At 68.7% G+C, this 19,151-nt stretch carries 19 protein-coding genes; 5 read left to right on the plus strand and 14 right to left on the minus strand.

Annotated features, from left to right (window positions below; translation table 11 throughout):
• Window positions 1-3 precede the first annotated feature (3 nt).
• Both ACW18A_RS02335 and ACW18A_RS02340 read left to right on the plus strand, forming a co-directional pair.
• Entirely contained in the window at window positions 4-600 is a 597-nt protein-coding gene (locus tag ACW18A_RS02335) for a DUF2939 domain-containing protein (RefSeq protein ID WP_492023213.1), read from the plus strand.
• A complete protein-coding gene (locus ACW18A_RS02340) occupies window positions 597-1,178 on the plus strand; it encodes a DUF2939 domain-containing protein (protein WP_492023214.1) in 582 nt (193 codons plus the stop codon). Before ACW18A_RS02335 ends, ACW18A_RS02340 begins: the two co-directional genes overlap by 4 nt.
• A gap of 108 nt (window positions 1,179-1,286) precedes the next feature.
• Here the strand turns inward: ACW18A_RS02340 and ACW18A_RS02345 are convergent, their stop codons facing one another.
• The 3 genes from ACW18A_RS02345 to ACW18A_RS02355 form a co-directional block, all read right to left on the minus strand.
• On the minus strand, window positions 1,287-3,071 hold the full coding sequence (locus tag ACW18A_RS02345) for a DUF885 domain-containing protein (protein WP_492023215.1): 1,785 nt from the start codon (window positions 3,069-3,071) through the stop codon (window positions 1,287-1,289).
• Between the two features lie 249 nt (window positions 3,072-3,320).
• On the minus strand, window positions 3,321-5,990 hold the full coding sequence (alaS, locus tag ACW18A_RS02350) for an alanine--tRNA ligase (protein WP_492023216.1): 2,670 nt from the start codon (window positions 5,988-5,990) through the stop codon (window positions 3,321-3,323).
• A gap of 91 nt (window positions 5,991-6,081) precedes the next feature.
• The gene (locus ACW18A_RS02355) at window positions 6,082-6,282 is read right to left on the minus strand and encodes a hypothetical protein (RefSeq protein ID WP_492023217.1); all 201 of its coding nucleotides are present in this window, start codon (window positions 6,280-6,282) and stop codon (window positions 6,082-6,084) included.
• 103 nt (window positions 6,283-6,385) lie between these two features.
• On the opposite strand from ACW18A_RS02355, the gene ACW18A_RS02360 reads away from it, so the two are divergent.
• Complete coding sequence (locus ACW18A_RS02360) at window positions 6,386-6,739, plus strand: thiol-disulfide oxidoreductase DCC family protein (RefSeq protein WP_492023218.1); 354 nt, start codon at window positions 6,386-6,388, stop codon at window positions 6,737-6,739.
• Window positions 6,740-7,052: 313 nt separating this feature from the next.
• Here the strand turns inward: ACW18A_RS02360 and recA are convergent, their stop codons facing one another.
• The 8 genes from recA to chpT form a co-directional block, all read right to left on the minus strand.
• Entirely contained in the window at window positions 7,053-8,135 is a 1,083-nt protein-coding gene (gene recA / locus ACW18A_RS02365; protein WP_492023219.1) for a recombinase RecA, read from the minus strand.
• 176 nt (window positions 8,136-8,311) lie between these two features.
• Window positions 8,312-9,127: a DUF4344 domain-containing metallopeptidase gene (locus tag ACW18A_RS02370; protein WP_492023220.1), complete on the minus strand. Its 816-nt coding sequence runs from the start codon at window positions 9,125-9,127 to the stop codon at window positions 8,312-8,314.
• An 84-nt stretch (window positions 9,128-9,211) separates the two neighbouring features.
• Window positions 9,212-9,988, minus strand: a complete 777-nt coding sequence (locus ACW18A_RS02375; RefSeq protein WP_492023221.1) for a DUF1223 domain-containing protein — start codon at window positions 9,986-9,988, stop codon at window positions 9,212-9,214.
• 68 nt (window positions 9,989-10,056) lie between these two features.
• Window positions 10,057-10,749: a methyltransferase domain-containing protein gene (locus tag ACW18A_RS02380; RefSeq protein ID WP_492023222.1), complete on the minus strand. Its 693-nt coding sequence runs from the start codon at window positions 10,747-10,749 to the stop codon at window positions 10,057-10,059.
• A gap of 59 nt (window positions 10,750-10,808) precedes the next feature.
• A complete protein-coding gene (locus ACW18A_RS02385) occupies window positions 10,809-12,692 on the minus strand; it encodes a M28 family peptidase (protein WP_492023223.1) in 1,884 nt (627 codons plus the stop codon).
• 62 nt (window positions 12,693-12,754) lie between these two features.
• Entirely contained in the window at window positions 12,755-13,570 is an 816-nt protein-coding gene (locus tag ACW18A_RS02390; protein WP_492023224.1) for a CheR family methyltransferase, read from the minus strand.
• A 31-nt stretch (window positions 13,571-13,601) separates the two neighbouring features.
• On the minus strand, window positions 13,602-13,967 hold the full coding sequence (locus ACW18A_RS02395) for a response regulator (RefSeq protein WP_492024316.1): 366 nt from the start codon (window positions 13,965-13,967) through the stop codon (window positions 13,602-13,604).
• Window positions 13,968-14,061: 94 nt separating this feature from the next.
• Window positions 14,062-14,742, minus strand: coding sequence for a histidine phosphotransferase ChpT (chpT, locus tag ACW18A_RS02400; RefSeq protein WP_492023225.1), 681 nt, complete (start codon window positions 14,740-14,742; stop codon window positions 14,062-14,064).
• A 96-nt stretch (window positions 14,743-14,838) separates the two neighbouring features.
• Between chpT and cysQ the strand changes: the two genes are divergently transcribed.
• The gene (gene cysQ, locus ACW18A_RS02405; protein WP_492023226.1) at window positions 14,839-15,621 is read left to right on the plus strand and encodes a 3'(2'),5'-bisphosphate nucleotidase CysQ; all 783 of its coding nucleotides are present in this window, start codon (window positions 14,839-14,841) and stop codon (window positions 15,619-15,621) included.
• 7 nt (window positions 15,622-15,628) lie between these two features.
• On the opposite strand, the gene ACW18A_RS02410 is transcribed toward cysQ, so the two are convergent.
• The 3 genes from ACW18A_RS02410 to ACW18A_RS02420 form a co-directional block, all read right to left on the minus strand.
• Window positions 15,629-15,997, minus strand: a complete 369-nt coding sequence (locus tag ACW18A_RS02410; RefSeq protein ID WP_492023227.1) for a DUF6768 family protein — start codon at window positions 15,995-15,997, stop codon at window positions 15,629-15,631.
• Complete coding sequence (locus ACW18A_RS02415; RefSeq protein WP_492023228.1) at window positions 15,984-16,568, minus strand: RNA polymerase sigma factor; 585 nt, start codon at window positions 16,566-16,568, stop codon at window positions 15,984-15,986. The genes ACW18A_RS02410 and ACW18A_RS02415 overlap by 14 nt, the downstream gene beginning before the upstream one ends.
• A gap of 71 nt (window positions 16,569-16,639) precedes the next feature.
• Window positions 16,640-17,890, minus strand: coding sequence for a hypothetical protein (locus tag ACW18A_RS02420; protein WP_492024317.1), 1,251 nt, complete (start codon window positions 17,888-17,890; stop codon window positions 16,640-16,642).
• 160 nt (window positions 17,891-18,050) lie between these two features.
• Here ACW18A_RS02420 and ACW18A_RS02425 point away from each other — a divergent pair, with 160 nt between their 5' ends.
• Window positions 18,051-19,148: an alkene reductase gene (locus ACW18A_RS02425; RefSeq protein WP_492023229.1), complete on the plus strand. Its 1,098-nt coding sequence runs from the start codon at window positions 18,051-18,053 to the stop codon at window positions 19,146-19,148.
• Window positions 19,149-19,151 lie beyond the last annotated feature (3 nt).

A 19,151-nucleotide genomic window follows, 5' to 3' on the forward strand; every position in this document is an offset into this window, starting at 1 on the left:
CGCGTGAAAAACGTATTCGGCAATCTGGTGCTGGCTGCTATCGCGCTCGCGGTGGTCAGCTTCTTCGCGGCCCCGGCCGTAGCCTTCTTCGGCATCCGCTCGGCCGCCCAGTCGGACGATGTAGCCGGGCTGCAGCGGCTGATGGATTTTGACGCCGTGCGCGCCTCGCTGCGGCCGCAGCTGTCGGGCCGGCCCGAGGCCCTCGCCCCGCCACCCTCCTTCATGAACGACCCGATCGGCGCCGTCCGCCGTCAGTTCGAGGAGACGGTCGCACCACAGGGGCCGAACCCGGACGCCTATCTGACCCCGGACGCCATCGACGGCCTGACCCGCGCCGAGGGGCGCTACGCCGCCGTGCGCGCGGCCCGGCCGGGGACCGACGAGACCTCCGCGCCCTGGCCGCAGCCGGTCTACTGGGGCGTGAACCGCGCCAGGATGGCCGTCACCGACCAGGGCGGGTCGGACACGGTCTTCACCTTTGAGCGGAAGGGTGCCTTCGAGTGGAAACTGGTTCACATCGGCCTGCCCGACGGTTCGACGCCGCAACCTGCCGCGGCGGCCGCCCCGCCCGTAACCCCCGCTCCGGAGACGAAACCATGAAGGGCCTGATCAAGGGTGTTGTGGTCCTGGGGGTCGTCGCCTTTCTCGTCGCATGGTTCGGCTCACCCATCCTGACGGTGAACGCCCTGGTCACGGCGGCCAGGGCCGGGGACGAGGCCGCGCTGGAGCGACTGGTCGACTTCCCCGCCTTCCGCGACAGCCTCAAGGATGAACTGACCGCCCGGCTGATGGCGGAGGCGCAGGCCGATCCGGATGTGCGCAACAGCGGTCTGGGCGGGTTGGGCATGATGTTGGCGCCGATGCTGGTCGGCGGGGCGGTGGATGCCCTGGTCAACGCTCCGACCATCGCCGCCATGGTGCGGACGGCCGACACGCCCGATCCGACCGACGCCGCCGCTCGCACGTCCGGGCCGGGGGAGGAGGATCGGGACATCCGCCAGAGCTACGCCTATCGCGATCTGAATACCTTCGTGCTGGGCCTGACCGATCCCGACCGGCCGGATGAGACGCTGAAGCTGCTGCTGAAGCGGCAGGGGCTGTTCGGGTGGAAGCTGGCGGGCGTGGATTTGCCTGATCCTCCCCCGTCGGGGGAGGTGGCGCGGAGCGAAGCGAAGTGACGGAGGGGGCTCACCGCAGGCCCGGTGTCTGAGGCCGGCCCCTCCACCGCTTCGCGGTCCCCTCGTCGGCTCGCATGCGAGCCTTCCTCGACCCCCGATGGGGGAGGATTACTGCTGCTGGGCCGCGATCCAGGCGTCCATGCGACGGTCGAGCAGGTCCAGCGGCAGGGGGCCGTCGACCAGCAGGGCGTCGTGGAAGTCGCGGACGTTGAACCGTTCGCCCAGCGCCGTCTCCGCCCGGGTGCGGATGGCCCTCAGCCGGATCTCGCCGATCTTGTAGGCCAGGGCCTGGCCCGGCCAGCCGATATAGCGTTGCAGTTCGGTCTCGATGTTGTGCGGCGACAGGGCGGAGTTGTCGGTGAAACAGGCGCGGGCCTGTTCGATGGTCCAGCCCATCCAGTGCATGCCGGTGTCGGCCACCAGACGACAGGCGCGCCACATCTCGTAGGACAGGCGGCCGAACCGCTCCTCTGGCGTGCGGTAGAAACCCATCTCCTCGCCGAGGAACTCCGAATACAGGCCCCAGCCCTCGGTGAAGGCGGTGACGCCGGCGTTGCGTCGGAAGGCAGGGCCGGCGGCGGCCTCCTCTTGCAGGGCGATCTGAAGGTGGTGGCCGGGCACCGCCTCATGCAGGGTCAGCGCGGGCAGTTCGTAGAGCGGCCGCTGGTCCAGCTTGCCGGTGTTGACGATGTAGCCGCCGGGCGTGCCCTCGGCGAGAGAGCCGCCGTTGTAGCGTCCGGTCGTATAGTTGTCCTCGATGTCCAGGGGCACGGGCCGGACGTTGTAGGTCAGGCGCGGCAGGGTGCGGAACAGGGTCGGCAGGCCGCCGTCGGCCCGTTTGGCCATCTCCGACGCCTTCTCCAGCATGTCCTCGCGCGAGGTGGCGTAGAACTGCGGAGCGGTCCGCAGGTGGACGAGGAAGCCGGCGAAGTCACCGGTCCAGCCCGAGGCGTTCATCTCGGTGTCCATGCGGGCGCGGATGCGGGCGACTTCATCCAGGCCGATCTGGTGGATCTGGTCGGGCGTCAGGTCGGTGGTCGTATAGCGGCGCGCCTCGAAGGCATAGAAGTCACGCCCGCCCGGACGGGAGCCGATGCCGACCTCGGCCGGGACGGCCGGCAGGTATTCGTTCCGGGTGAAGTCGACCCAGGCCTGACGGCGGGGCGCGATCTCGGCCGCGACGATGGCCGCGGCCCGCGCGCGTAGTTCGGCCTGGTCCGCTGCCGGGATGGTCGCGGGCAGGGTGGCGAAGGGGCGCAGCAGGGGATCGGTCGCGGGCGTGAACGCGGCCTCGTTGCGGAAGATGGCGAGGGCGCTTTCGACCACGGATTTCGGCTGGACGAAGCCGGTGTCCAGCCCGCGTCGCGCGTCGGCCAGGCCTTCGTCGTACCAGGCGGACAGACCTTCGAGGCGGCTCAGCCAGGCGTCGGCATCGGCTCGGCTGGTGATCCGGGTGCCGGCGGCCAGGAAGCCGGCGCTCTGTCCCGGCCCGCCCTCGGAGTTGAAGGCCAGACGGCCGCCGTCGAGGCCGATCGACTCGATCGACCGGTCGACAATGATGGCCAGGAAGTCGCGGTTCAGGGCGTCGTTGGACGACAGGGTCGAGGCGTCGATGGCGGCGAGGCGGCGCTTGAAGGCGTTCAGCGGTTCAAGGCGGGCCAGCTCGGCGGTTCGCGAGACGTCGGACAGTCGGGCCTTGGCCGACTGGTCGCCCTCACGCGCCGCCTGCTCGGGGCTGAGGCTCAGCTGCCAGGCGTCGTAGTCGGCGATCATCGAGGCGAGGGCGGCGTTCTCGGCCATGGCGGTCGGGGGGACGGCAGTCTGGGCGGCGGCGGTCATCGCCGGGGTGGACAGAAGCAGGCCCGCGACTGCGGCGACGACGAAGCGATTCATAGGCAACCCCCGAATGAGGGCGTCATGGGGACGGAGGCAGAGGCGTTCGTCAATGGGGTGTCGTCCCTTCTCCCCATGCGGGAGAAGGTGGCGGCCGAAGGCTGACGGATAAGGGGTCACGCGGTCAGTCGGGGCGAGCTTTCCGAGGTCTGCGGTCAGGCCTGTGTGACCCCCCACCCGACCGCGCCAGGACGACGGATTCGCCGCTGTGCGCGGGCCCCCTCTCCCGCGAGGGGAGAGGGGACTGACTTAACCCGCCAGCGCAGCCCTGACCGCCGCCAGACCCTCTTCGGCCTTGGACCCGTCCGGTGCGCCGCCCTGGGCGAAGTCGGCCTTGCCGCCGGCGCCCTGGCCGCCCATCGCGATGACGGCGGCGCGGGCGAGGTCGGCGGCGTTGACGCGGTCGGTGACGTCAGAGGTTGCGGCGACGGTGACCGCCGCCTTGCCGTCCGTGACGCCGATCAGGGCGACAACGCCGGAGCCGACCTGGGTGCGGAACTCCTCGGCCACGCCGCGCAGGCCCTTGCCGTCGACGCCGTCGAGGATGCGGGCGATCAGTTTGATGCCGTTGATCTCTTCCGGGGCGGCCGGTGCCGATCCGCCGCCGCCCAGGGCCAGCTGTTTCTTCAGATCGGCGACCTGTTTCTCCAGCGACTTGCGTTCGGCCGACAGGGCCTCGACCCGGGCAGGAACGTCCAGGGGCTGAACCTTGAACGACTGGGCCAGGGATTTCGCGACCCCGGCCTGGGCCAGCAGGTACTGGCGGGCGGCCTCGCCGGTCACGCCCTCGACGCGGCGGATGCCGGCGGCGATGCCGGTCTCGCCGGTGATCTTGAACAGGGCGATGTCGCCGGTGCGGGCGACGTGGGTGCCGCCGCAAAGCTCGACGGAGTAGGGGCCGTTGTTGTCGCCCGTCAGGGCGCGGCCGAGGGTGACCACGCGGACCTCGTCGCCGTATTTCTCGCCGAACAGGGCGACGGCGCCGGCCTCAATGGCGTCCTCGGGCGTCATCAGCTGCGTTGTGACCGGGACGTTCTGGCGGATGACCGCGTTCACCTCGGTCTCGATGGCGGCCACCTGGTCCTCGGTCACCGGGGCGTTGTGGCTGAAGTCGAAACGCATACGTTCGGCATCGACCAGCTGACCCTTCTGGGCCACGTGCGGACCGAGCACATTCTTCAGCGCCGCGTGCACAAGGTGGGCGGCGGAGTGGTTGGCGCGGGTGGTCAGGCGCTGTTCGGCGTGGGCGCGCAGCTGGGCGCGGGCGCCGATGGTCAGGGTCCCGGACTCGATCTCGATCTTGTGGGCGTAGAGGTCGCCGCCGGCATGCTTCTGGACGTCAAGCACGACGCCGAAGCCCTGCTGGCCCGAGGCGTCGGTCCATCCGACCTCGCCGCGATCGCCGGTCTGGCCACCGCCCTCGCCGTAGAAGGGGGTCTGGTCGAACAGGACCTCGGCCGTCTGGCCGGGCTCCAGGGTGTCGATGGACTCGCCGTCACGCACGAGGGCCAGGACCTCGCCTGAGCCTTCGATGGCGTCGTAGCCGGTGAAGACGGTCGGGCCGAGCCGGTCGCGCAGGGACAGCCATTCACCGGCCGAGGCCGTCTGGCCCGAGCCCTTCCAGTTGGCCTTGCCGCGCTCGCGCTGCTGGGCCATCGCGGCCTCGAAGGCGTCGTTGTCGACGGTCAGGCCACGCCGACGCGCCTCGTCCTGGGTCAGGTCGAGGGGGAAGCCGTAGGTGTCATAGAGGGTGAAGGCGGTCTGGCCCGAGATCACGCCGCCGTCCGACAGGCCCGAGGTCGCCTCGTCCAGCAGGCCCATGCCTCTGCCCAGGGTGGTGCGGAAGCGGATCTCCTCCTGCTTCATCGTGTCCTCGATGGAGGCCCGGGCGCGGGTCAATTCGGGGAAGGCCTCGCCCATCTGGTCGACCAGGGTCGGGACCAGACGATGCATCATGGGATCGGCGGCGCCGAGCAGGTGGGCGTGGCGCATGGCGCGGCGCATGATGCGACGCAGGACGTAGCCGCGACCTTCATTGGACGGAGTGACGCCGTCGGCGATCAGGAAGGACGACGAGCGCAGGTGGTCGGCGATGACGCGGTGGCTGGCGGCCTGCGCGCCTTCAGCCTTCGTCGATGTGGCGTCTTCGGAGGCCGCGATCAGGGTCTGGAACAGGTCAGTGTCGAAGACCGAGTTCTTGCCCTGAAGCACGCTGGTCATCCGCTCCAGGCCCATGCCGGTGTCGACCGAGGGCTTGGGAAGGCTGCGAACGATCTCGTCGTTCTCCTTCTCGAACTGCATGAAGACGTTGTTCCAGATCTCTACATAGCGGTCGCCGTCCTCGTCGGGCGAGCCGGGAGGGCCGCCCGCGATATGGTCGCCGTAGTCCCAGAAAATCTCGGTACACGGACCGCAGGGGCCATTGTCGCCCATGGCCCAGAAATTGTCGGAGCCGGCGATGCGGATGATCTTGTCGTCCCCGAAGCCTGTGACCTTTTTCCAGATCGCGGCGGCCTCCTCGTCGTCGATATAGACGGTGACGAGCAGGCGCTTCGGGTCGAGGCCGTAGTCTTTGGTGACCAGGTTCCACGCGCGGTCGATCGCGTGTTCCTTGAAATAGTCGCCGAAGGAGAAATTCCCCAGCATCTCGAAGAAGGTCAGATGGCGGGCGGTGTAGCCGACATTGTCCAGGTCGTTGTGCTTGCCACCGGCCCGGACGCATTTCTGCGAGGACGTCGCGCGCGGGTAGGGTGGAACGGCGGCACCGGTGAAATAGTCCTTGAACGGCACCATGCCCGCGTTGACGAACATCAGGGTCGGGTCGTTCTGCGGCACCAGCGGGGCCGAGTGGACCTTCGTGTGACCGTCGGCCGCGAAGTAGTCCAGGAAGGTCGAGCGGATCTGTTTCAGGCTGGACATGGGCGGTTCAGTCGTTCGTGCGTCGGGGAATCGGGAACGGGCATATAGAGACCGGCGCGGCCGTGAGCCAAGGTTTTCCGGCCAGGCCTTGTCAGTCGGCGTCGTCGACTGCGTCCGGGGCGTCATCCTCGTCCGAGATGAGGGCGTCGAGGGCCTCGATGATGGCGTCGATCTGTTCGGCGCTGGCGGCGACACGCAGGACCGCACCGTCGCTGCCGCCGATCTCCAGCAGATAGCCGTCGTCGCTTTCGGCCAGGTTGAACTGGGTCAGGGTCGGGATGTCTTCGGCCATGGGGAGCCTCCTCGGCGGATCAATCGGCGGCGGGTGGAAGGCTCATGTTGTAGGGCGTCGGCATGACGCGGGGCAATGAGGAGCCGCGGTGCTATGATGTGGAATGTCCGCGCTTGAAGTCTGGTTCGACGGTGACTGCCCGCTTTGCCGGCGGGAGATCGCCTTGCTGCGGCGCCTCGATCGAAAAGGCGCGATTGTCTTCACCGATGTGGCGATAGCCACAGGACATTGTCCGATCGACCGCGCAGAACTGCTCAGCCGGTTTCATGCGCGGGAAGACGGGCGTCTGGTTTCCGGTGCCGAGGCCTTTGCGGCGATGTGGCGGGCGATTCCCTTGCTGGCGCCTTTCGGACGTCTGGCGAGAAACCGGCGGGTGCTGGCTGGTCTCGAACGGCTCTATCTGGTGTTTCTGAGGCTGCGGCCGGGCTTGCAGAAGGCCCTGGGTCGACGAGGCTGAGGGCGCCGTCTGCAGGGGCAGAGGATCGGCTGATTTGAAAAGAAAAGAGCCCGCCCGGACGAACCGGGCGGGCGGCTCCGCCCGACCCGAGCCCTGCGGGGGTCGGCGGCGGGTCGCGGGGACCGGCCGGGCGGAGTGTCTCTGGTCCTCCCCGAGTAGCGCAGCGAAACGGGGGAGGGGGACCGCGACGCGCTTGCGTCGTGGTGGAGGGGGCCAAAAGCACGCACCGGGTCCGGGGTCGCCCCCTCCACCCCCGCGCAAGAGGCGCGGCGGTCCCCCTCCCCCGCCAAGAGGCGGGGGAGGATTGTCTCGTTCAGCCCTCGAGGTCCTGCCCCTCGTCGGGCTCGGGCGAACCCAGCAGTTCCTCGGCGATCTTGGAGGTGGACTTGCGGACCTTGTCCTCGATGGCTGCGGCCATGTCGGGGTTGGCCTTCAGGAATGCGCGCACATTCTCGCGGCCCTGACCGATGCGGGTGGAGTCATAGCTGAACCAGGAGCCGGACTTTTCGATGATCCCGGCCTTGACGCCCAGGTCGATGATCTCGCCCAGCTTGGAGATCCCCTCGCCGTACATGATGTCAAAGATGACCTCGCGGAACGGCGGGGCGACCTTGTTCTTGACGACCTTCACGCGGGTCGTGTTGCCGACGACCTCGTCGCGATCCTTGATCGCGCCTGTGCGGCGGATGTCCAGACGGACCGAGGCGTAGAACTTCAGCGCATTGCCGCCGGTCGTCGTTTCCGGCGAGCCGTACATAACGCCGATCTTGTGGCGGATCTGGTTGATGAACAGGACGATGCAGTTCGACTTGGAGATCGAGGCGGTCAGTTTGCGCAGCGCCTGGGACATCAGACGCGCCTGAAGGCCCGGCAGGCTGTCGCCCATCTCGCCCTCGATCTCGGCCCGGGGCGTGAGCGCCGCGACCGAATCGATCACGACGATGTCGACGGCGCCCGAGCGCACCAGGGTGTCGACAATCTCGAGCGCCTGCTCGCCCGTGTCGGGCTGGGAGACCAGCAGATCGTCCAGGTTCACACCCAGCTTCTGGGCATAGCCGGGGTCGAGCGCGTGTTCGGCGTCGACGAAGGCGGCCGTGCCGCCTGACTTCTGGATCTCGGCCACGGTGTGCAGGGCCAAGGTCGTCTTGCCCGAGGATTCAGGACCGAAGACCTCGATCACCCGCCCGCGCGGCAGGCCGCCGATGCCCAGCGCCATGTCCAGACCCAGCGAGCCGGTCGACACCGAGGGGATGACGTCAGCGATTCCGCCCTTGCCCAGCTTCATGACCGAGCCCTTGCCGAAGGCGCGGTCGATCTGAGCGATCGCCGCCTCCAGGGCGCGCTGCTTGTCGCTGTCGTCCTTGCCCACCAATTTCAGATTCGCCTGAGCTGCCACCTTGCCACTCTCCTTTGCCATGATTCCTGTGAAACCCTGGGGAGAGGCCCGCCTTCGGTCCTATGACCGTGACCCGCTCCCTGTGAGCAGGACTATGTGCATGGTTTGTTCTGGTTGCCAATATGTTCTTTTCGGAACGACGGACGCAGCCGTCAGGCTACGTCCGTTTCTGACGCCTACTCCTTCAGATGCGGGTCCAGCAGGGCGTACCAGCTGGTGCTCAACCGTTCGAACTCGGCCGGGCACTGCTCTGCCCGTTCCGGCGTCAGCCATTCGTCTTCCAGCAGGTTGGCGTACTTCTCGGTGTCGGAGCCGTAAACCAGGCAGGTCAGGGTGTAGTAACGCTGCTGGCTCAGGCTGTGCTCGCCGGCGAATTCGCTCTCGTCGACCTCGGCGGCCTCTTCCGGGTCGGTGTAGAAGCTCAGGGCGCCGGCGATGGTGGACTGTTCGCCCTCGTCGCCGTCGATCAGCCACCAGGCGGCCAGACTGTCGACGGTGTCCTCCTCGCGGCCGGTGAAGGGGATCTCCAGCACGTCCACCAGGGCGTGACCGACCTCGTGGAAGACCGTGAACAGGAACGAGCCCGCGACGGCGTCCTCGATCTCTTCCTCGGTCTCGTAATAGGCGGCGAAGTTCTCGCGCTCCCCTTCGAACATCTCGATGCAGATCTGGATCTCGCGATCGTCGGGGACGTAGTAGGCGTTGTTCTCGCCGCACTCGGCGAAGCGCATGCCGATGTCGACCGGCAGGATCAGGCTCTCGTTCAGAACGTCGGCGACGTCCTCCAGCCAGCGCTCCTCGCTGAGCTGGGCGGCCAGCTCGGTGTAGTCATCGCTTTCCAGCACGGCCGGCCGGACGACGAAGTCGCCACGATCCTGAGCGGGGCGCGCGGCGGAGGCTTCGGCCGTAACGTCCTGGCAGGCGGAGATGGCCAGGGCCGCGAAGGTGAAGAGTGTGAAGCGACGCGCTTGCGCCCCGATCGAGATGGACATGCTGTTCCCCCTGAACGCGCTTTCTCTAGCGGTAACGATGGAGGGACGCCAATGGCCGGGCGCAGGTCGTCAGGCGATGTCAGGTCAGCCCCTGGCCGCCGCCAGGATCGGTCCGCCGTTGGGCACCTGGACGAGGACGGCGGTCAGCAGGCCGTCGCGGCCGGGGGCCGGCAGGGCGAACCCTCGCGCGGGCCCGCCCGACCATGAACCCAGACGAACCAGATCGCGCACGACCGAGGCGTGGGGGAGGGTGCGGCCGCCGTTCTCTCCGCGCGCCACCGGGACGGCGATCGGTCGGGGTTCGTAGCGGACCAGCCAGACGTCGGCGGGGGCGGCGAGCGGCGAACCGCCGGCCAGTCCCACGCCGCCGCCGCGGAAGATTACGGTCGGACCGGTGAAGGGGCGATGGGCGGCGATCAGGCGCTCAATGTCCGACATCCGCTGGCCGACGACATGGGAGCGGCCGTCGACGACCACCTGGGGCGTCCAGACGTTGTCGGTTCCGAGGCCCTGTTCATAGTCTCGCTGGCGTTGGGTGTAGGCGGGTTTGGCGAAGATGTCGGGCCAGCCCAGGTCGTCCCAGTAGGTGACGTTGAAGCTCAGCGTCAGGAGGTCGGGCCGGGTCGACAGCCGGACCAGATTGTCATTGGCGGGCGGGCAGGAACTACAGCCCTGGCTGGTGAAGAGTTCCACCACCGTGAGGTCGCCCGCAGGCGGTGGTGCGGGCACGGCGGCCTCGGCCGAACGGGTAGTGATGTGACCGGCGATCAGGGCGGCCGCGACCACGCCGACGGCGGCGAACAGGGTCAACCGGCGGCGCAGGTCGACGGCAAGGGCGAGGGCTTGGGGACGGCGCGACATGGGATCCTCTCCACGGGTTCGGGACCGTCTTCGGCCGCCGCCGCGTGAAGGTTACGCCGCGACCGGCGTCAGTGGGACGTGAGGTCCCGGACCGCGATCAGGGACTTGGTCAGGCCGGCGACAACCTCGTCGTGATGGGCGGCGTCCGGATAGAGAAAGCGGAACTGGGCCTTGTCCAGCAGGCGGGCGTGCTGGACGTCGCGCATGGCCGCGCCCATGTCGGGCGCCTTCTGCGAGAAGCCGTGGCGACGCTTGAGCAGCGAGCGGGCGCGGCTCTGTTCCGAGCGCCAGTGGAAGAAGGGGGCCGAGAAGTGGGGCTCCACCGGGAACCAGAAATAGGGTGTCTGGACGTAATAATGCGGGGCCAGCCGGCGGCATTCGGCGGCGAAAGCCTCCATGCGGGTCCAGTCGCCGACGTGCTCGATGACGCTGTTGGAGTGGACCAGGTCGAAGGCGTGGTCGGCATATTGCGGCAGGGCGCAGGCGTCGCCGTCGACGACCGTGAAAAGGCGAGGGTCGGCGACCTCGTCGATGCCGCCCGGATTGACCAGGGTGATCCGCACCTTCGACGCCTGCAGAAATCGGGAATCGAACAGGCTCCAGTAGTTCGCCTCGCCGCCCAGATCGATGATGTTCACCTCGCCCTTCGCGGCATGGATCCGGGTGATCAGATCGACGATTCGTTTGGCGCGGGCGCGGCGGAAGCGCGACACCAGCGAGTTGGGATCGGTGTTGTCCTGGAGGGCGTGAATCAGGTTCATGGCGACCCTGTTACCGCAGCGGCTTTGCGTTCCGCTTAAACGGCAGGGTTAGCGGGGTCCTAAGTGGGGCCGTCGGCGGCGGCAGGCGGCGCGGGCTCGGCGAAGCGGGCGGTCAGGGACAGGCCGCAGGCAAGGATCAGGCAGGCGGCAGCCGCTGCGGCCAGGGTGCCCTTTTCGCGCGGGGCGAGGGGGGCGAGGAACAGCAGGACCAGCACCGTCATCAGCGCCAGGACGCCGGGCAGGTCCATGCCGACGCCGAGGAAGACCTGGTGCGACAGGTTCAGGATCCAGGCCCCGCCGATCACTGTGGCGACGACCGCCGGGATCAGTGAGCGGGGGCTCTCGAGACGGGCGCCGACGACGGCGCAGGCCGCCGCCGCGGCCGCCGCCAGCAGGCCCGGCCAAATCAGGATCAGAGCGGCCTCGGGGGCTGCGGCCTGGGCCACGCAGCCGAGGACGAAGATCAGGGCGATCAGGCCGAGCCAGCCGCCCCAGACGGTTTTCGGAGCGCTCTGCGGCCAGGCGGTGAGGGCGATGGCGACGCCGCCGACGCCCAGGACGACTGGATCGAATCCGCCCAGCGCGAGGCTGGCGACCACGGCCGCAAGGACGACGCCGGCCAGCAGTTTCGGCCCGAGGGCCTGACGTCCGGCCAGCAGGGCAAGGGCGATCGAGGCCATCGCCAGACCGGTCCCGGCCTCCATCCACGGCAGACGACGCAGCAGGGTATAGTAGACATCGGCGGACTCGGCCCGGGACGAGAGTGGTCCGGCCAGCACGCGGACGCCGCCGGCGATCACGATCCCCATGGCGAGAACCCAGAGGCCCGACAGCATGCCACGTCCGACGTCGGCCGCGGTCAGCCGGGTTGCATGACGTGCGCCCCAGGCTGCGAAGGCGCCGAGCCCGGCGGTGATCGCCAGAAGGCTCCAGCCTAGACCCAGCGAGTGGACGATGGTGAACAGGCCCAGATAGTCGCCATAGACGACGTTGCGGCCCGCGACCGGAAGGGCGTCGGCGCGGATAAGGGCGTCGGTCGCCTCGAGCGCCTGGGACCCGATGTGCTGGACCGCGCCCTGATCGAGGTTGTCCGGGGTGGATGTGGGGGAATGGTACTGGGACGGGCGGCCGATGAAGGCGAAATTGACCCCGCCGATGCCCCGGTTCCTGGGGATGGTGAAGTCGGTGCCGTTCGGCATGTTCTCGTAGACGAAGATGGACAGGGAGCTGGAAGAGGCGCCGCCGTCGGCCCGGCGCGCGGCCCGGCTGAACAGGTCGATGGTCTCCTCGTTGCCTCGCCCTGTCTCGAACATGAAGGCGCGTCCGCCGCCGCCCCGGGCCTCGAGATTGACCACCGCTCCGATGCGGTCGCGCAGGGGATGTTCGGAGAAGAAGATGCGGGCGCCGTCGAGGTTCAGCTCTTCGGCGTCGGTGAGCAGGACGACGAGACTGCGGTCGGCCGGGCCGCGCACCCTGATCGCCCGGACGGCTTCAAGAACAGCGGCGACGCCGGCGCCGTCGTCGGCCGCGCCTGGAGAGTCCCAGGCGCTGTCGTAGTGGGCCATCATCAGGACGGCGGCGGCGGTCGGGTTTCGGCCGGGCAGGACGCCGACGATATTGACTGCCTGATTGCCCGCCGCCGCCGGGTCGCCGCCCCACTGGATCAGCCGATTGATGGTCTCGGGGGACAGGGCTCCCGCTTGCAGCGCCGGGGCAAGGCCGAGGGCCGTCATCCGGCCGAACAGATACGACTGCACCCGTGCATGGTCGGCCGATCCGACGGGGTGGGGGCGGGCTGCGATGGCGCGCACGTCGGTCATGGCCCGCGCGGCGGAAAAGTCGACTGCGGGGGTTTCGGTTCCGCGCGGGGCGGGGACCTGGAGGGCCCAGACGCCGATCAGGAGAGCGACCGCCAGCGATCCGAGAAACAGCGCCCACCGCATCGTGAATCCCCCTCGACGTTTCGCTGACCATAGGGCCCCGAGCCGGGCCGTGTCGACCGGGATCAGGCCGCCCGGCTGAGGGCGGAGGGCGCCTTGACGAACAGACCCTGGCGGCCGGTCACGGGCCGGAAGGCGACCGTGTCGCCCTCGATCCGCTCGTCGGCACCCAGGATCAGGACGCCGTCGTCCATCAGCCGTCGCTCCAGACCGTCCACGACCTGGCCGCGTTTGCCAGGGTCCATCTCCGAGAGGATGTTACGGCACAGGATGACGTCGAACCGGGCTCCGTCGGCAGGCGCGTCCAGAAGGTTGTGCCGGGCGAAGCGGACGGCGTCGCGCAGGGCCGGCTTGGCCACCCAAGCGTCGTCCGCCGGGTCGAACCAGTCAAGCATGGTCCGGGCCGAGAGGCCGCGCTGGATCTCGAAGGCGGTGTAGGTGCCCGAGCGTCCGCGCTCGACCGCGCGCTGGGACAGGTCCGTGGCGACGATCTCGACATTGGCGCCGTTGTCCAGCGCGGCCATGGCGAGCGAATAGGGCTCCTGTCCGTGGGAGCAGCCGGCGCACCAGACGCGCACCAGACCCCCGGTCCGGGCGTGGCCGATGGCGGGCAGGAGTTCGCGGGCGAATGTGTCGAACACGGTGCGATCGCGGCGGAACCAGGTCTCGGGGTTCAGCAAGGCCTCGATGACCGCCCAGCCGAGGCTGGCCACAGGCTTGGCCCAGAGGCTGGCCAGCATGTCGTCGACGCTGTCGAAGCCTTCGCGGCGGGCGACCGGTGCCAGCCGGTGCTCCGCCAGATGGATACGGTCGCGCCCCAGCCGGAAGCCGGCGCGCGAGACCATCAGGGCCTGTAGACGGTCGAAGTCGTCCTGGATCATGTGACAACTACTGCGCGGGTCATGACGGGCTTCAGACCGCTCCGACTTCAGAGAATTTGGAGTGCAGGATCTCGCTGTCGAACGGCTTCATGACGTAGTCGTCGGCCCCTGCGGACAGGGCCTCGGCGATACGGTCCGGAGCCGTCTCGATGGTGCAGAACAGGACCTTGGGCTTGTCGCCTCCGGGGGAGGCCCGCAGCCGACGCAGGAAGGTCAGGCCGTCCATCACCGGCATGTTCCAGTCGAGCAGAACGACGTCCGGCATCATGCCCGTGCAGTAGGAGAGCGCCTCGACGCCGTCCGCCGCTTCATCGACCTCGAAGCCGAGACCTTCCACGATGCGGCGCGCGACCTTCCGGATGATCCGGCTGTCGTCGACGATCAGGCAGGTGCGGATGTCCAACGCGGTTGTCTCCCGGCGGTCGGAATCACGCGCCGCTTCAACCGCCAATATCGCTTCCGGGCGGTTAACGAGGTGTTGGGATTCGGGATTAAGTCGGCATCCGTGCCGTGATCGAGACGCGGCCTTCCACAGCTTCGACCGTCAGCGTGCCGCCAGCCTGATCGGCTGTCAGCCAAAGCCAGTAGGGCTGGATCCACTGGCCCGCGAGGCCTTCGGTCAGGCGCAGGCCGGCCAGACCCGTCGCCGCCTCGGCCTTCAGCCGGGCCCGCGCACCCTCGGCGACGCCCTCGATCACCAGTTGCGGGCCCTCGCGCCGCACGGCGACCGTCGCGGCCCCGCCCATCGGCAGGGCGCCGACGGTCAGATAGGCCAGGTTAACGAGAGCACGGGCCTGGGGCTTGCCGAAGTCACCTTCTCCCAGGTTCCAGGCCAGGGTCGCGCGCCCGCCCGCGACGACATTGTCGACCAGGGACGTCAGCTCGGCACCCGTGAATCGCTCGGCGGTCGTCGCAGCCCCGAAGGCGACGCGGCAGAACTGGACCAGGGCGACCATCTTTTTCGCACTGTCGGCGATCAGGCCCATGGCGTCATCGCGCATGTCCTGGGCCGTCGGGTCGTCCAGAAGGTCGAGACCCGACATGATCGCGCCCGACGGCGAGATGAAGTCGTGGCAGAGTTTGGCGGCGATGAGGCTGGCGAGTTCGGGGCCGTCCACGGGCAGATCGGCCAACTGCGAACCAGACTGGGCGGGGAAGGCGGCGTCGGTCATGCGGGTCTCGGGCTCATCGTGGACTTCTGGATCAGTCGTCACCCTCGCGTGATTTGGCCCGTCGCGAAACCGTCCGCGATCCGCTATCCCCAGCCCATGACCGACAGACTTTCTTCCGACCTCGCCTCCGGCACCCTGCACGACACCCTTGCCGACATCGCTGAAGAAGCCGCCGCGGTCATCCTGCCCTTCTGGCGTGCGGGCGGAGAGGTCTTCTCCAAGGCCGACGACAGCCCGGTGACGCTGGCGGACCAGAAGGCGGAGGCCCTGATCCTGTCGCGGCTCGCCGCCCTCTATCCGGAAGTCCAGGCCGTGGCCGAGGAACAGTCGGAGGCGGACGGCAAGCCGGAGAGCGCGGCCGAGCGGTTCTGGCTGATCGACCCGCTGGACGGGACCAAGGGGTTCGTCCAGGGCAAGGAGAGCTTCACCGTCAACATCGCCCTGGTCGAGGGAAACCGTCCGACAGTCGGCGTCGTCTCGGCACCGGCGACCTCGCTGACCTGGCGCACCGCACCCGGCGGCGGGGCCCAGATGCGCCGCTACGGCGACGCCTGGCGCGCGATCCGGGTACGCAACCGGCCGGACGAGGGGTTCGCACTGTTGAGCCACAGCGTCACCGACGAGGAGGCGGCCCGCCTCGCCGCCCGCCACGGCTGCAGCCAATGGCAGGGTACGGATTCGTCGCTGAAATTCTGTCTGATCGCCGAGGGTCGTTTCGACGCCTATCCGCGCACCGGCCCGACGATGGAGTGGGATACGGCGGCGGGGCAGGCCGTGCTGGAAGCGGCCGGGGGGCGGGTGCTCGGGGTCGATGGCCAGCCGCTGACCTATGCCAAGCCGGGCTTCCTGAACGGGGCCTTCGTGGCGATGGGTGGGTAGGAGCGCTTCAGACCGCGCCCCTCTGAACGGTCATCAGTTCCAGACGCTTGAGCGCAAGCAGGATGCGATTGGCCTGCATGGTCGGCCACAGGGCCAGCTTCAGCATCAACGCCATGATGAGCAGCACGGCGGCCGGCAGTCCCCAGTGCAAGGCCGAGAGAGCATCGTCCGCCTGGAAAAACCGCCAGCCCGTCAGAAGCCCGGCGACGAACATCACCGCCTGGGCGGCCAGAATCACCACGCTGACCCAGCCGGACCGTCCTGCGAACAGGGACAGGGCCTGATCGACATGGCTGGTGTCGTCGCCGATCCGGCGTAGCAGTTCGCGTTCCTCCAGGGTGATTGCATTGTCGAGAATGTCGTCAGTCCGGGTCATTTTTATCTCCTTCCAGCACGGCGCGCAGGGCGCGACGGGCATGCATGAGGCGGGTTTTGATCGTGCCCGCAGGTACGTCGAGGGCCACGGCGATCTCGGCGATGCCGAGGTCCTCGAAATGGAACAGGGCGACTGCGGCGCGTTGGGCCGGCGGCAGCGTCGTTATGGCGGCGTGCAAACGGCGGGCATCGTCGCGGGCCTCGAAGTCGAGATCGTCGTGCACGGGTTCCGGCTCGGCGGCGGCGGCGCGCGAGATGTCCCGGCGTTGTCGGCTGGAAGCGATATCCCTGGCGCAGCGGCGCGAGACGATCCTGTAAGCCCAGGCAGGAAAGGAGCGCTCGTCCTGAAGGCCGGTCAGCCCGCGGGCGATCTCCAGCCACGCCGCCTGAACGCAGTCGCGGGCCGCTTCGCCGTCACCCAGGAGCCGCCAGGCGTGGGCGACCAGTCGCGGCTGCCAGCGTCGGACCAGATCGGAGAAGGCGCGTCGATCCCCGCCCTGAGCCGCCACGACGAGATACTCGTCCAACAGCCGCCGGGTGGTGGTGGTTCGTCCTGTGTCCGATCTCGTCATCGGCACATAGGTGACGCTTCCAGGGAGAACGGTTCAATCCGCGTCGATGAAATCGTCCGAAAACCACGCTTCTACGCTCTGACGGGTAGCCCCATCATCAGCCCCTGGGCGCGGTCGGCGATGACCGCAACGCCGTGGTCGCGGGCGGCCTCGGCGGCTTCGGCGAGGACGAAGGCGGCCTGATCCGGGTCGGAGCCCATCAGGTCGCTACGGGCGATCATGAGGCGAGCCATGGCCATCTGGTCCACGGCCCAGTCGATGGCCGAGGGTGCGCCGGTGCGGTCGGCGAGGCGGCGGCGGACGCGGGTCTCGATCCGGGTGAGTTCTGGCAAGTCGCCGGCGGCGGCCGCCGCGTCGATTTCGCGTGCCACCAGCAGGTCCAGCGCCAGTGCGCCGAGGATCGTGCCCCGGCCGGTGGTCAGGGCGACGGACTGGCGGATCGGCTCGATCGGCGCGGCCGGATCGATGGAACGGGCGATCTGGATGGCGACCCAGTCCAGCGGACTGTGATCGACAAAGAACTGGTCGGCGGCGGCTTCGAACATCTCGTGCCCGGTCTCCATCGCCGCGTCGTCGTTCGCCATGGCTGCCAGCGCCGAGAGGCCGGCGGCACACAGGGCCAGCGCGCGGGCGCGGGTCAGGGGGCGGGTGTCCGGCGAGGAAGCCTCCACCAGGGCGGTAAGGTCGCGGCCGGCCCGGTCCAGCAGGCGGGCGTCGCGCTGGATGATTCCGCCTTCCAGCGCCAGGGCGGCGGCGTCCAGCCGCAGATCGTCGGCCTCGAGCGGATTGTGTTTCGTCAGGGCGTGCAGGGCCGCGTCCATCAGTGCGGCGGCGTCCTGACGGTCGTTGGACTTCTCGCTGAGACGGGCCTGACGGGCGCGGATACGGGCATGGACGCCGGCGCAAGAGGCCAGGGTCGGCAGGCGCTTCGACGTCGCGTCGCGCACCATCTCGGCGGCCTGGACCACGGCGTCGCGGTCGCCGAACAGGTCGAACTTTATAATCAGGGCCTGGGCGCCGGCCAGCATGGCACGGGCGCGCTCGTCCTCCGTGCGCGCGGCCTTCAAGGCGTCTTCGGCGGTGGCGAGAGCGCGGGCGATGCTGTCGGGAGCGCCGGTGCGGCGGGCGTGTTCGCGCCACAGGATGGAGGCGCGATTCCAAGTCCGGGACGGACGCGAGCAGGAGACGCGGCCGCCGTCAGTGGTGAGGGACCTGGCCTCCCGCGCCAGCAGGTTGACGCCGATCAGCTCCAGCCAGCCGAGGTCATCGCTTTCGCGCGCCTGCACGAAGAGCCGTTTCATATCCTTGCCGAACTCGAACATGGCCACGTCGTTAGTCTCCGCACGTCCCGTATCGGGACCGTCTCAGGCGTTCACCTCCTTGTCTAGCAAACCCGACGCCGCAACCCGGTTCCATAGTCGGGTGTTGCGCCTTCGAATGGCGGTGCCTACCTGACCGTGACCGCAACACCAGGTGTTTCATATGACGATCCTCTTCGACTCCATCGACCTCGGCGCGATCCATCTCAAGAACAGGATCGCGATGGCGCCCCTGACCCGAAGCCGGGCGATCGCAGGCGAGGTCCCGAACCCTCTGGCGGTCGAATACTACGCCCAGCGCGCCTCGACCGGCCTGATCATCTCCGAGGCCACCCAGATCAGCCAGTCGGGTCAGGGATATCCCAACACGCCCGGCATCTTCACCGACGCCCAGGTCGCCGGCTGGAAGGCCATCACCGACGCGGTCCACGCCAGGGGTGGCAAGATGGTCGCCCAGCTGTGGCATGTGGGTCGGGTGTCGATCCCGGACTACCAGCCCGACGGCGGCCAGGCCGTTGCGCCCTCGGCGATCGCCGCGGTCGGCAATGCGATGAAGCGTGACTTCTCCCTGACGCCGTTCGAGACGCCTCGCGCCCTTTCGGTCGAGGAGATCAAGGCCATCGTCGGCGATTACGTCCACGCCGCCAGGATGGCCCAACAGGCCGGCTTCGACGGGGTCGAGGTCCATGCCGCAAACGGCTATCTGATCGACCAATTCCTGAAGGACGGTTCGAACCAGCGCGACGACAGCTATGGCGGCTCGGTGGAGAACCGGTCGCGCTTCCTGCTCGAAGTGGTGGCCGCCGTGGTCGCGGTGTGGGGCGCGGACCGTGTCGGAGTGCGGCTGTCGCCGTCCAACGGATCGAACGGAACGCGGGATTCCAGCCCGGAGACGATCTTCGTCCATGCGGCCGGTGCCCTGAAGCCCTTCGGTCTCGCCTATCTGCACATCATCGAGGGGGAGCCCGGGACGGCCATGGCCGGCTGGGAAGGCGCGCCGAAGCTGGCGGCGAAGATGCGCGAAGCCTTCGGCGGTCCGGTCATGCTGAACGGCGGCCTGACCCGCGAACTGGCCGAAAAGGCCATCGCTGAGGGTCGCGCCGACCTGATCAGCTCGGGCGTGCCGGTCCTGTCCAATCCCGACCTGGTCGAACGCTGGAAGCGGAACGCGCCTCTCAACGCTCCCGACAAGGCCACATTCTACGGCGGCGGCGCCAAGGGCTACACTGACTATCCGTTCCTGGAGACGGCGGAGGCGTAAGCC

The sequence above is a fragment of the Brevundimonas sp. AVps5 genome (assembly GCF_058681515.1).